General features: G+C 63.5%; 11 protein-coding genes. 4 read left to right on the plus strand and 7 right to left on the minus strand.

Going from position 1 to position 13561, the window contains the following annotated elements:
• Window positions 1-269: 269 nt before the first annotated feature.
• A complete protein-coding gene (locus tag AC1DHX_RS15320) occupies window positions 270-2096 on the minus strand; it encodes an ABC transporter ATP-binding protein (protein ID WP_476900201.1) in 1827 nt (608 codons plus the stop codon).
• 78 nt (window positions 2097-2174) lie between these two features.
• Here AC1DHX_RS15320 and AC1DHX_RS15325 point away from each other — a divergent pair, with 78 nt between their 5' ends.
• Entirely contained in the window at window positions 2175-2804 is a 630-nt protein-coding gene (locus AC1DHX_RS15325) for a PH domain-containing protein (RefSeq protein ID WP_476850339.1), read from the plus strand.
• Window positions 2805-2828: 24 nt separating this feature from the next.
• Here AC1DHX_RS15325 and AC1DHX_RS15330 read toward each other — a convergent pair whose 3' ends face one another.
• The 5 genes from AC1DHX_RS15330 to AC1DHX_RS15350 form a co-directional block, all read right to left on the minus strand.
• Window positions 2829-3947 carry an ABC transporter permease gene (locus AC1DHX_RS15330; protein ID WP_476900205.1) on the minus strand — a complete coding sequence of 373 codons (1119 nt, stop codon included), beginning with the start codon at window positions 3945-3947 and terminating at the stop codon, window positions 2829-2831.
• 26 nt (window positions 3948-3973) lie between these two features.
• The gene (locus AC1DHX_RS15335) at window positions 3974-5515 is read right to left on the minus strand and encodes an ABC transporter permease (RefSeq protein ID WP_476900202.1); all 1542 of its coding nucleotides are present in this window, start codon (window positions 5513-5515) and stop codon (window positions 3974-3976) included.
• Between the two features lie 179 nt (window positions 5516-5694).
• The gene (locus AC1DHX_RS15340; RefSeq protein WP_476900203.1) at window positions 5695-7476 is read right to left on the minus strand and encodes an ABC transporter family substrate-binding protein; all 1782 of its coding nucleotides are present in this window, start codon (window positions 7474-7476) and stop codon (window positions 5695-5697) included.
• Window positions 7477-7771: 295 nt separating this feature from the next.
• A complete protein-coding gene (locus AC1DHX_RS15345) occupies window positions 7772-8959 on the minus strand; it encodes a PD-(D/E)XK nuclease family protein (RefSeq protein ID WP_476858932.1) in 1188 nt (395 codons plus the stop codon).
• A 216-nt stretch (window positions 8960-9175) separates the two neighbouring features.
• Entirely contained in the window at window positions 9176-9880 is a 705-nt protein-coding gene (locus AC1DHX_RS15350) for a class I SAM-dependent methyltransferase (RefSeq protein WP_476858933.1), read from the minus strand.
• 216 nt (window positions 9881-10096) lie between these two features.
• On the opposite strand from AC1DHX_RS15350, the gene AC1DHX_RS15355 reads away from it, so the two are divergent.
• Window positions 10097-10792, plus strand: coding sequence for an alpha/beta fold hydrolase (locus AC1DHX_RS15355; RefSeq protein ID WP_476850335.1), 696 nt, complete (start codon window positions 10097-10099; stop codon window positions 10790-10792).
• Window positions 10793-11701: 909 nt separating this feature from the next.
• Here the strand turns inward: AC1DHX_RS15355 and AC1DHX_RS15360 are convergent.
• Window positions 11702-12271 carry a TetR/AcrR family transcriptional regulator gene (locus AC1DHX_RS15360; RefSeq protein WP_476850334.1) on the minus strand — a complete coding sequence of 190 codons (570 nt, stop codon included), beginning with the start codon at window positions 12269-12271 and terminating at the stop codon, window positions 11702-11704.
• A gap of 55 nt (window positions 12272-12326) precedes the next feature.
• Between AC1DHX_RS15360 and AC1DHX_RS15365 the strand changes: the two genes are divergently transcribed.
• Window positions 12327-12830 carry a DUF4188 domain-containing protein gene (locus AC1DHX_RS15365; protein WP_230009803.1) on the plus strand — a complete coding sequence of 168 codons (504 nt, stop codon included), beginning with the start codon at window positions 12327-12329 and terminating at the stop codon, window positions 12828-12830.
• A gap of 210 nt (window positions 12831-13040) precedes the next feature.
• Window positions 13041-13561 (plus strand): GNAT family N-acetyltransferase (locus tag AC1DHX_RS15370; protein ID WP_476900204.1); only part of this gene is annotated, 521 nt, incomplete at its 3' end.

Below are 13561 nucleotides of genomic sequence, written 5' to 3' on the forward strand. Positions count from 1 at the left end.
AAACTTATGCTTCCCCGTAAGCAGGCACAGGGGTATCCCCTGTGACGTGGCCTACATATGGAAGTAGCCTAGCCCTAAACCGTCCAAATGTTGGAACTCTGTTGCCAAACCGTGATCCGACAATCTCATGACGAGTAACGTCAAGCGGAGTGTATTTCAAGTCACACGCTACCGGCTGGTAGTATTCGCCCGCGGTGTGACCTGGGTTACTCGCCCTTAACTGGAATCTGCCGGTTTTGGCCCCTGTTCCGACCCCCTCCAGGCAAGCCTCAGCTGGCCCCTGACAGCAGCTGCGCGCGCAGTTCGCGGCGCTCGCGCTGCTTGTCCGGATCCGGCAGCGGAACCGCCGCCAAAAGCCGCTGGGTGTAGGGCTCCTGGGGATTGCGGAGGATCTGGTCGCGGGTCCCCTGCTCCACGATCCTGCCGCGCTGCATGACACATATCCGGTCCGCGAGCACGTCCACCACCGCGAGGTCATGGGTGACGAAGAGGYAGGCGAACCCCAGTTCCTTCTGCAGGTTCTGGAAGAGATCGAGCACCTTGGCCTGGACTGAGACGTCGAGGGCGGAGGTGGGCTCGTCGGCGACCATCAGCTTGGGCTTGAGCGAGAGGGCCCGCGCGATCCCCACGCGCTGCTTCTGCCCGCCGGAGAGCTCGTGCGGGTAGCGGTTGCGGTAGTCGCGCGGCAGCTCGACCTGGTCCAGCAGCGCCTCAATCCGCCGCTGCAGGTCGGCGCCCTTCGCAGCCCGTGCCAGGAACATCGGCTCCCCGATGCTTTCCCCGATGGGCAGCCGGGGGTTCAGGGACGACGACGGATCCTGGAACACCATGCCGACATGCCGGCGCATCTCGTGGAGCTGCCGGCCGTTCCTCTTGGCGGCGGAAATGTCCTGCCCGACTACCCGCATGGTGCCTGCCGCCACCGGCAGCAGGCCGACGGCGGCCCGGCCGATGGTGGTCTTTCCGGAGCCGGACTCGCCGACGAGACCGACCACCTGTCCGGGATAGATGACCAGGTTGGCCCCTTCCACGGCACGGAAGGCCGGCACCCGGCCCTGCTTCGGGTACTCGATGGCGACATCGGTGAGCTCCAGGACCGGCTCGCCCTTCGGCTTGGCCGCTTCGGCCGCGGCCAGAGCGGCGGCGTTTTCGCGCTCGCGCCGGATCAGCTCGTCTTCAGGAATGGAGAGGATCTCGACGTGGGTCGCGGCGGCGAGGGCAGCGGTGACGTCCACGTCCGCCGTGGAATCCGCGCCGCCCTGGCCCAGGTGTGGGACCGCAGCCAGCAGCGCCTTGGTGTACTCGTGCTGCGGGTTGTGGAAGATCTGCGCTGCCGTGCCCGTCTCCACGATCAGGCCCTTGCGCATGACGGCGATCCGGTCGGCGAGGTCGGCCACCACTCCCATGTCGTGGGTGATGAGCACAATGGCGCTGTCCAGTTTGTTCCGCAGGTTGCGCATGAGGTCAAGGATTTCGGCCTGGACGGTCACGTCGAGGGCCGTGGTCGGCTCATCGGCAATGAGCAGCTTCGGGTCGCAGGAGAGCGACTGCGCGATCATGGCGCGCTGGCGCTGGCCGCCGGAAAGCTGGTGCGGGTAAGACCGGAAGGCCTTCTCCGGATCGGGCAGTTCGACAAGTTCCAGCATGCGCAGGGCCCGGAGCCGGGCTTCTTCCGGGGAAACTTCATTGTGCAGACGCACAGTTTCGACGATCTGCGACCCCACGGTGTACACCGGGTTCAGGGCCGTCATCGGCTCCTGGAAGATCACCGCGACGTCCTTGCCGCGCACCGCGCGGATATTGGCCTCATTGCTCCCCAGCAGCTCACGGCCGGCAAGCTTGACACTTCCTGTCACACGGCTGTTACTCGGCAGCAGGCCCAGCAGCGCCATCGAACTGGCGCTCTTTCCGGAGCCGGACTCCCCCACGATGGCGAGCACTTCGCCGGCCCGGACCTCGTAGTTCAGGCCGATCGCTGCCGGGACCCATTTCTTGTCCACRCCGAAATCCACGCTGAGATCCCGGACCTCCAGGACAGGTTCGCCTTTGCCAGGCACAGGTGACGCCGGCGGATCGAGGGTGATGAAGTCAGTCATGATGGGCTATCCTTCCGCCCGGGCCGCCGGTGCACCGGGGATTAGTGCTGCGGCTCGGAATACTGAATTATTGGGGGCATGAGCTCTACGCCGCACGCCGGAAATGTTGAAGTCTTCAAAGCACGAACCAACAAATGGTTCGCGTTGCTGTCCTGGGCGGTGGCCGCGTTCGGCGTCGTGGTCACGGTCGTCATGGCGGGTCCGGGGGCGCTGGGCGGCATCGCCCCGCTGGCCTTCATTGCCTTCATGGGCTGGCAACTGTTCTGGATGCCGTCCGTTGTAGTCCACGATGCCGGCGTCACCCTGGAGAATCCGTTCCGCTCGATTGAGGTGCCGTGGGCAGCACTGGTGCACGTCGATACCCGTTTTGCGCTGACGCTGGTCACCGCCCGGAAGAGCTACACCTCCTGGGCCGCGCCGGCCCCCGGCATCTGGGGCGGCCGCCATGCCCGCCCGGAGGACCTCCACGGCCTGCCGGCAACCACCTACGGTCCCGGCAAGTCGGTCCGTCCGGGAGATCTGAAGACCACGGATTCCGGCCAGGCTGCCATGCTGGTGCGGGCCCGGTGGCATGACCTCGTGGAAGGCGGGCAGCTCGCCGCCGGCGACGCTGCCAGCACCGCGGCAACGGTGACCGTCCGCTGGGTGGCGATTGGCGCCGTCGTACTGCTCCTGGCGGCAAGCTACCTGGCGATTACCGCCGGTTAGAGCGGTCCTGCAGGGGGCCGGCATCTACTGGCCCCGTGTTCCGTCGGCCGGCCCGTCGTTGCGGGGATCCTCAGGCGCCGAGGCGCCAAGTCCGGTGACGGTACCTGCCTGCACCGCGGCACCCCCATGATCGGCCGCCTTCTTGGCATTGAACTTCTTCTGCCGTGGGTCAAAGGCGTCCCTCAGGCCGTCGCCGATGAAGTTGATGCTGAGGCAGATGAGCACGATGAACATGCCCGGGAACCAGAAGAGCCAGGGCCGTGTGGCGAAGGCCTGCTGGTTCTGGGAGATGAGCAGGCCCAGTGACGTGTCCGGGGCCTTGACGCCGACGCCGAGGTAGCTCAGCGCCGTTTCGGTGAGGATCGCGGCGGACATGGTCAGGGTCACGTTCACGATCAGCACGCCGACGGCGTTGGGCAGGATGTGCTTRAAGATGATCCTKGCGTTGCTGGCGCCGGAAATCCGGGCCGCATCCACGAACTCSCGYTCGCGCAGGGACAGGAATTCGCCGCGCATCAGTCGGGCCAGGGCGACCCAGCTGATCAGGCCCAGGAAGATTCCGAGGGCCAGGACGCCGTTGGTGCTGGCGAAGGAGGCGAACCAGCTCCCCTGGTCCCGGCGGCCGGCGRGGGCGGCCATGACGGCGGCCAGCAACAGGGCCGGAATGATGATGATGACGTCGGTCAGGCGCATCAGGATGGCCTCGGACCAGCCGCGGAAGTACCCGGAGATGGCACCGACCACGACGCCGATCAGGCCGGCGATGAGGCCGATCACGATCATGATGGTGATGGACTGCTGCGCGCCGCGCATGGTCATGGCGAAGAGGTCGCGGCCGATCCGGTCCTGGCCGAACGGATGTTCGCCCCAGGCCAGCGGCCACAGCGAGGAGGTCGGTGCGCCGCCGTTGACCAGTGGCGAGACTTGCGTGTGGGAGTACTTCCACCAGCCGGGGATTCCCAGGTAACCCACCGAGGTGAAGGCCAGGATGAATATGAAGGCGAACACCACGAGGCCGATAATGGCGCCGGAGTGTCCGAGGAAACGCTTCCGGACGATCTGGCCCTGGCTGAGACCCTTGGCCTCAAGGACCGGCTCAACGCCGGCCGCGGCTGATATCCGCGAGGCTTCGTCTTCGGCCATGATTACTTCCTGCTGACTTGGCTGGCTCATGCTTTTACCCTTACGCGCGGATCCAGTGCGGAGTAGGCGAGGTCCGCGATGAGGTTGAAGACCATGGCCGTGATGGCCACGCAGATGAAGACGCCCATGACCGGGTTGGGATCGGTGTGCGCGATCCCGTCCAGGAACAGGAAGCCCATGCCGCGGACCGAGAAGACGGTTTCGGTGATGACGGCACCGCCGATCAGCGCCCCAATGTCGAAGGCCACGATCGTGGCGATCGGGATCAGGGCGTTGCGGAAGGCGTGGCGCATGATGACGGTCCGCTCGCTCAGGCCTTTGGCCCGGGCCGTGCGGATGTAGTCCATGTTCATGATTTCGAGCATCGAGGCCCGGGTGAAGCGGGTGTAGCTGGCCAGTGAAATGAGAATCAGGGCCAGGGTGGGCAGGATCAGGTGCGTGAAGGAGTCAAGGCTCAGGACCCAGAAGTCGCCCTGGATGTTCGGCGTGCTGGCACCGATGGTGGCGATCGGCCGGCCGCRCACACGGCTGTTGTTGAAGTAGCTGGGCCACGCCTGCATGTACCGGTCCAGCAGGATCAGGAAGCCGACCAGGAACGAGGTGATGGCTGCCGCCCGCATGGACTGCCCGCGGTCGTAGCCGCCCACCAGGTAGCCGATGCCCATGCCGATCAGGACGAAGGCGACCGCCAGGAGCACGATCATCAGGAACGTAGCCTCGTTGAGCAGCGGCTGAAGGAGGAAGTAGAGCACGACTCCGACGCCGACGGCGATGAGGGCCGACTGCAGGGCCTTGCGGTTTTTCAGCCCGGCGGAGAGCAGGGTCACGGCGAACGCGATGCCGACACCGGCGATGGCGATGACCACGGGGCCCATGCCCGGGGTCTTGAACCATTCGGTGGCGGAGAAGTAAATGAGCACCGCGGTGACGAAGGCGAAGGCGACGGCGCCGGCCAGCAGCCGGCGCCGCATGGTCCCGCCCGCCGCGACGGCTGTCACTGCGCCGACGACGACGCCGATCCCGAGGGCCGCGGGCAGCGGCACGTCGGGGTTCCGCAGGAAGTCGTTGAAGCCGATGGCGCCGAATTCCTTGAGCAGGACGGCGACCCAGAAGATCGGCAGTGAGAAGAACAGGAAGGCCATGAACGTCACGCCGTAATCCAGGGTGCTGTACTGCCGCAGGGCGGTGACGATGCCCAGGGTGATGCCGATCAGGATGGCGAGCACCGTTGCCGCGGTGACGAGGGTCAGGGTCTGGACGAGCGCGAAGCCGAGGGCCTCGGTGATGGGCTGACCGGCGATGTTTTTCCCGAGGTCACAGGAGTTGGCGAACGGAACGAGGCACTGGACAGCGCCGCCGAACCATTTGAAGTACCGCAGCGGGGCCGGGGTGTCCAGCTGCAAGAGCTCGGTCCTCGCGTCCATGAGCTGCTGCTTCTGGGGCGTGGGGTTGGCGCGGAATTCCTCGAGGGGATCGCCGGACGCCGCTGTCAGGAGATATACGAGGTAAGACGCACCGAGAAGGATGAGGGCGGCAGTCACGAGCCGCCGGAAGATGTAGGTCACCATTGGAATAGAACCTCGGAATTCGGGCCCAGGGATTGCCCGGACCGGTCGCGGAGTTTGGCCGGTTCCCGCCGATGTGGCGGCGGGACCACGGCATCGTCAGGGATGTCGCCAGAAAGGCGCCGGGACCGAAGAAGCTGTGGTCCCGACGCCTTTCCAGCAGTGTTACTTGGGGTCGCGGGCTACTTCTGCGCCCATTCCCAGAAGTTCCACCAAACGCCGGTCTGGTTCGGCATGTACTTCACACCGGTGATGCGGTCGCTGTACGCGTCCACGCCAACCGACTGGAACAGCGGCAGGCCGTAGGCCGAATCCCAGATCATCTTGTCGATCTGCGCAACGAGGCCGTCCTGCTTGCTCTTGTCGGTGGTGACAATCAGTTCGTCCATCAGCTTGTCGGCTGCGGGGTCGCTGAACTGGTTGAAGTTGGAGTCGTTGCCGGACTTGAAGATCTGCGGAACGCCGGACACGCCGACACCCGAGTTGCTCCAGCCAAAGATGGTGGCATCGTAGCTGCCGTCACCGAGGGCCTTGCCCCAGTCAGACTTGCCGAGGCCGCCGTCGACGATCTTGAAGCCGGCCTTGGTGGCGGACTCGCYGATCAGGGAGAAAGCGTCAACACGGTTGGGGTTGTCCTTGTTGTACATGATGCGAACTTCGGGGGTGGCGCCGTTGAGGAGCTTCTTGGCACCCTCGATGTCCACACCCTGGTAGGCGGAGGAACCATTGTTCTTGGCCGAGTCGGCGTACGGGGCCTGGTCCGGAACGAACAGCTGGGAGTCAAGCGGTGCAGCCTTCGGGTCCAGCTTCTTGACGATCTTGTCGACGATGTCCGTACGCGGGACGGCCTTCATGAACGCCTCGCGGACGTTCTTGTCGGCAAACGGGCCCGAGTAGTTCAGGTCGATGTGGTCGTACGCGAGCTGGTTGCCGACGTCGACCGTCACGCCCTGGCTTTCGAGTGCCTTGAGCTGCTCCACGGTGTCCGCGGATGCCTGCGGGGCGATGATGTCGGCCTCGCCGTTCTTGAGAGCCTGGACCTGGGCGGGTGCCTCACCGATGTAGCGGACGGTGATTTCGTCCAGATTGGCTTCCGGTCCCCACTTGTAGTCCTTGTTCTTGACCATGGTCAGGGACTGGTCCTGGTTGACGCTCTTGACGATGAACGGACCGTTGGAGAGGTAAAGGCTCGGATCGGCCGGCAGGGTCTTGGTGTCAAAGCCGGTGTTCCACAGGTCCGCCATAGCCTTGAGCTGGGCGTTCGCCGGCTTGGGGGCCTTGGAATCGCCGCGGGGCATGCCCTTCAGCAGGTCAATGAACGCCTTGGTGTCCGCCAGGCCTGCCTTCTTGGCCAGGACGTGGGCGGGGATGTCGACGCCGGGGCCGCCGATGGCGATTTCCCAGTCCGCGAAGGGCTTGGAGTACTTCAGCGTCATGCTGCGGCCGTCGTCACCGAGTTCCGGGAAGTCGGTGAGGGCGATACCGGTGGGGTCACCGGCGTAGGAGAAGTAGGACGTTCCGGTCTTACCTTCCGCGTCGGCGTCGTTGTAGTAACCGGAGAAGGCGGCCCACTGCAGCACAAGGTCGGCTGCGGTAACAGGAGTGCCGTCGGACCACTTCACGCCGTCGTTGATGGTGTACTTCACCGTCAGCGGATCGTCAGAGACCTTTTCCATCTTGCCGAACTTCTCATTGCGGACAACATTGAGCTTGTTGTCGATGTAGAAGAAGCCCGAGTGCGTGGCGTAGCTGACCTTTGAGTTGATGTCAGTGTTTCCATCGGCCGTGTTCGGGTTGAACGTATTAAATGCGTTGACCTCTACTACAGTTGCCGATCCGCCTTGCTTGCTTGCTGCCGCCGCAGTGGTCGGGGTTGTCCCGCCGCTGTTGCCCGCGCAGGCGCTGAGGGCGATGGCAGCTGCTGCCGCCACGCCCACTGCTTTGGAAATACGACCCAAGCGCATTCCGCCTCCTTGTTTCTGTGGTGTGGGTGAGACCGGCGCCGAAGGCGCCAGACAGACGTCCACACTCCCCCAGCGGCAGTGTGGCCCGTCTCACATGGCATGAAGCGTAACCCCAAAGACCGTCCGGAGCCACCAAAGTTGACTCACCGTAAAGTTCGTTATGGAGCTGCAACATTGGGCAGGTTCCACAGGGCCAGCTTTCCCACAAAACGTTGACGGCGGCGTAACAAAAGGATAAAAGCGCCGCACACAGGAAAAGCCCCAATCCGAGAATCGGGGCCCCTCCAGTTAATCCTTAATTACTTGGCAGAATTACCGCGCTGAGCAACCCAGTAATCTCGTCGTGAAGCCTGGGGTCGGCGGGTCCGAGGCCGTCAAGCACGTCTTGGATACTCACGGTCGACTGACGGACTTCCTTGACGCCGGCCCGCGTGAGGAATAATCGCGAGTAGTCCGCTTGGCCCGATTCGACCGTTCGGGTCCAGCTCGGATCCCGTTCGTTGGCGAACCACGCGGACGGCCCGAACTTGAGCTGGAGCCTCGACCGGCCCAAGTCGTTCGGTTCTTCTTCCACGTCGATGTTGATGGTCCACTGGTATATCCCCGCTAATCTCGCGTCGATTCGGCGCACAAACCCCTCGCCCCGAGTCGCGTTGAGTTGGCGTCTGAGCGGTCCCTCGCTGAAGGCGCTGAGGCGCCCCTTGACTCGCTGGAGGAGGTCGCGGCCCTCGCCAAACCGTTCCCTCGCTTGCACCGCAAGATCATCAGCAAAGCGCTTGGCGGCTACTTCCTGCGGCTGCTCCTGATATCTGCGTACCTCCCCGGTATCACACATGGCAACAACGAAGTTGAGCACTTCCTGGTCACCCACGAGGCCCTTTCCTCTAACGAACTTACGGTGCAACTGTTCGATGAACGCGTAGGCATCGGGATTCTTATGCTGGTAAGCCCTGTCGCCACCGACGTGTTCCAGCAGTCGCTCAGCCAACTTGCCATACGTGAGGACCGCGGCGTTCTCGCACCCCATGGACTGCAAGGACGCATCCTCATCGCGGCACAAGAGAACGACGGAACCCCGTTTGCCGTCCCGCACGCTGAACGCCAGGTAGCCGCTGTAACTGTGTCCGTGACCGTCAGAGGTGAAATAGTTCTCGACGACGACGACCGCAGCTTCGCTCTCAAGGACAAGGTCGGCGATGTCCGCTCCCCACGCGCCCATCGCGACGTTCACCTCCTGACGCACCAAGTAGCTGCCATGCGGAAGCGGTTCGCTCCCCGCCGAAACCCGGTTCAACTCGTCGATAAAGATCCGCAGGAAACGGTCGCCCAGGTTGTGCGTCTGTTCGGGGTCCAACAACCACCTAAAGACATTCGAGATCTGCTTTTCGTGGAGTCCGTGGTGCATAACGTCAAAGACGTTGAAACCCAACTCCAGGGACCTGCCAAGCACTGGCAGGAGCCCAGTTACCAAGCCATCTGACACGACACCCTCCCCGAGCATAGAACGTGAAGGCCAGATGGAAGACGGCGACGCCGCGAGACCCCCACATGGCTATGACTGGGCACTATACATTGAATCGGAGTTCCACCCGCGTTTCGTCACGGAGAGCCTCCGTCTCATCACGGCTGACCATCGCGACAGGTCGTTGGCGTGAACTGGGACGGCGGCGGCTCGTGTCCTCACGTTCCTCAGCTGCCATCAGCCGGCTTCGAGGACGAAGAAGATGAAGGACAGGAACGCTGTCTTCTCGCCGGTGAGGATGCGCGGCGGAAGGAGTTCGTGCGGTGTGTTTGGAGATGGCCCTGGTTCGCTCACGGTGGCGACGCGGTATCCCGCCGATGTGAAGGCGTTGATCATCGCGTGAAGTGGTCGGTGCCAGAAGGTCAGAACCGCAGGCTCGCCATCGAACTCGTAATCCTCCGAGTACTGCCGGATGGCGAAGTAGTCCTCGGCTGGTTGGGTGATCACGCTGACCGTGGGGTGGTTGACCGACAGGATCAGGCGACCGCCCGGCTTCAGCACGCGCCGCAGTTCGCCAAGCGGCGCTGACCAGTCCTCCAGGTAGTGCAGAACCAAAGACGAGACAACGTCGTCGAAGGAGCCGTCCGCGAAAGGCAGCGGCTTGCTGAGGTCGGCCAAGTGTAGATCCGCGGTTCCGCCAAGTCGCTGTCTTGCCAGTTCGAGCATCGCAGGACTGGAATCGAATCCGGTCATGATCGCGCCCTTCGCGCTCAGTGCCGCGGACAGGGGCCCGGAGCCGCACCCTGCATCCAGGACCCGGTGGCCGTCGACGTCGCCGGCGAGGCCAATCATCGCCGGCCGCTCGTAGTAGGCGTTGAGGAGGCTGGACTCGTTTTCCGCCGAGTAGCTCTCGGCAAAACTGTCATAATGGTCGGCTTTCACGGATCCTCGCTCTCGCGTAAACGCTCATGGTCAGTACGGTCGGCCCGATCCTAACAACACGGCCGTAAAGCCCGTAAGCATCGCCCGTTGATAACAGATTCGGTTTCGTGTGTTGGATCAACGCGGTTGGTCTGTTCTGGTGGTCGAAATGATTACCGTGAGCCAGAACGCCTGCGTCGATAGTTTATTGTCGGCAGGTGCAGCAAGACTGAGAACGTGAATATTGTCCTGATACCGCCTCTGCTCTGCTCTCCGCTCGCTTACGCCCCGGTGATCGATACCGTCTGGACGCGCGGGCAAGTCACTTTGGCCGACACCCGGCACGACGACACCATTGCGGCCATGGCCGAACGGATCCTCCGCGAGAACGTCGGCGACATTGCTGTTCTCGGAACAAGCATGGGAGGGTACGTCGCCCTCGAAGTCATCCGACAGGCGCCCGATCGCGTCACCGCTCTCGCACTCGTAAGCACGTCCGCCCGAGCCGACTCCGCGGAGCAGCTCCAAGCGCGGGCGCGCCAGTCCGCGCTCGTTGAAGGCGGGCATTTCGACGCTCTTGTCGACGCCGCCTTCCCTGGCGTCGTCGCGGCAGACAACGAATCCGACGATGCACTCCTAGCCACTTGGCGCTCCATGACCAGCCCAGTAGGTGCAGAAGCCTTTCTCCGACAGCAGCAGGCAGTCGTGCAGCGCGCCGATCTCCGCTCGATTCTGCCGTCCATCGCCTGCCCGACAGCGATCATCCACGGAGCCCAGGACCGCCTCATCCCCCTGAACGCTGCGGAAGAAATGGCAGAAGCGCTGCCCACGGCCCGGTTCACCGTCGTCGAGGGTGCCGGCCACTTCCTGTTCCACGAGCAGCCCGCAGCCGCACGGGACGCCGTAAGCTCCTGGCTTGAGTCCGCCACATAGCCAACTGTCCGTGAAGCCCTCACCCGCTCGCAAAAGCGATAGCCGCCAAGAACACGTGTTCTTAGCGGCTATCGCTTTTGGCCTCAGGGAGATCAGAAACCAGACGTTGAAGCGGAACTCCACGACGTTCCGCAGTCGAACAACGTCACGGGTGGCCGTTCGTGCTTCTCAGGAGGTCGAGGATGGCGGCTTCCTTGGACGGGGCCTGGATGGGTCGGGCCACCACCAGCGATGTCGCGATCGGCGCTCAGCCCTGCGTTGGGCCGCGTCCAGATAGTCCTCGCGCGCCGCATCAAAGACCTCGTGAGGAAGACTCAGCGTTGCACGGCTCAACTGGCGTCCTACCAGCAGATCGCTGATTGCCCCCGGGATCTCCCGCGTCCCCCGAGCACCTTTCACGGACCGCCTGAGCTGCACGCCCTGCTCCGTGAGCCGCATCCCCCAGGATGAGTCGACCTCAGCAAGGCTGGAACCGACCAGGACCGCTATTGCCGTCTCTACCCGTTCCCGGGAAGGGACGTCGGCCTGCAGCATGTCCCACCCCGGCAGCAGCGCACGGAGCGACGAGGAGCGCCTCCCATCATGCAGCAGGGTCACGAGCGTTGCAGCGTCATCCATGTCTATGCGGTCCACGCCGTTCAGGCTAGCGCACTCCGAGCCGCCACCGCCTCGGGAACAATCACCGTCTCGGAAGAACGTTAAGTTCCCCAACACTTCGGCCGAGGATTCCCGGGAGGTACCGGAGCTGACTCGGACGTTAAAGCGGAACTCCACCACGTTCCGTCACCAAACAACCCGTTGTAGAACAGGGGGTACGCTGACGAACATACTGGTCGACCATCACGAGATCCGGATTTCGACGGCTACTGCGACCCCATGGTCCGCCGGCTGCTTGAGGACTAATGTTCCCTAGCGTCGCAGCGAGCGGCCAATCTGGCTGATAGCGGCATCATAGGCCACATCCCAGATCCAGCCAGCAGCCGGTGCACCGGCCAGCTCCAGTGACACCAGCCCGTGGACTTGGCCCCACACGACGGCGACCATCGAGGCGATCTCGTCATCCGCTGCTCCGGGCAGCGCTGCGGCAACCGCGGCGAACAGCGGCGCGATCGACGGCTCAGTGGCACCCGGCGTCGGCCGACACGGCACCTGGCCGGCCAGTGAGCCGCCGAACATCAGGCCGTAGAGGATCGGATGCTCCAGTGCCCAAGTTCGGTAAGCCCGGCCCAATGCTTCGAGGCCGGCAGCGGCGACCTCTTGTTGGGAGGCAGCAAAGGAAGCGAAGCCATCGTCGAGCACGGCAGTCAACAGCTCCGCCTTGCCCCCGAAGAGCGAATACACCGCCGTCGTCGACGTCCCAGCGGTAGCGGCAATACTGCGCAGCGATAAGGATGCGGCGCCGTCGCGGGCGATGAGGGAGGCTGCGGTGTCGAGCAGCCTGCGACGCAGGGTCTCATCGTGGACTATGGGTCTTGCCATAGGACAAGTATTGCATAACACTGTTCTGTAACAGCGTTATGAATAGGAGAAGCCCATGTCGGAGCAAGTGCACGCAGGACGTTTTACTGCCGATCCCGGAGGCGGCCCGGTGACAATCTTCCTGATTGGGATGCGCGCCAACCGGTGGTGGAAATTCGGGAAAGTGGCAAGGGTGGGGGCGGCCATGCCCAGGATGCTTGCCCACCTGGCCAAGACGCCGGAGGCTGGATTGTTGGGCTACCAGCAATGGTTCGGGCGGACGACCATCATGGTCAGCTACTGGAGGAGCCCGGAGCATCTGCAGCGGTTCGCGGCCGACCGGTCGGCGCCGCACCTTGAGCCCTGGCGCCGATTCATGCGCGAATCCGCCGGTACTGGCGACATCGGCGTATGGCACGAAACCTACGAGACGATGCCCGGTGGCAGGGAAAGCGTGTATAGCGATATGCCGGTCTTCGGGCTGGCAGCCGCTACCGGTCACGTACCAGTGGGAGCGGGACTGAACACCGCACGCCAGCGCTTGGAGGCAGACGAGGTAAGTTGGCGTCTGTCCGAATGAGCCGTCTAGATTGCAGTTTCTCACTGTGCAAGGTCCCCGGCCAATAGTGAAGGCAGAGCCTGTTGATTGGAGTCATCGCCGCGATTCTCCGCCACGGACGGCGACCCGGCACGCTTCCGGTGAACCCGGCGCAGCAAGCCTCACCACCGTGCGAACGGGCCGCAGCACTCCCGAAACAAATCCAAAGTTCCTACGAGGAGAAGAAACTAAATGCCGACTTTCAACGGCCCCGAAACAGGACCCGCTGTCGCCCATTTCGAAACACCGCGCCTTCATGCCCGCCCATTCCATCCGGCAGATGCAGAAGCCTTTGCCGCCTATCGCGCCCAGCCCCAGGTCGAGCGGTACCAAAGCTGGAGCAATTACACCCTTGAACAAGGTCGCACCCTCATCAACTCGATGCAAAACATCCAGCCCGGCATACCGGGAGAGTGGTACCAGTTCGCCCTCGAAAGACGTGCCGACGGCATTCTCATCGGCGATGTTGCATTAAAGGTGAACGACACTGAAAAGAGCGAGGCGGAATTGGGATTTACGCTAGCGCCCGAGCACCAGGGGCACGGGTATGGCCGTGAGGCGGTTCTGGGGCTCCTCGGCTACGCCTTCGAGCAGTTGCATCTCCACCGCATACTAGCTGTCACCGACGCGCTCAACGATTCTGCGGCCCGGCTTCTTGAGAGGGTGGGAATGCGGAGGGAAGCCCACTTCCACGAAAACGTCTTTTTCAAAGG

Source organism: Arthrobacter sp. 05N33_2, from assembly GCF_056397425.1.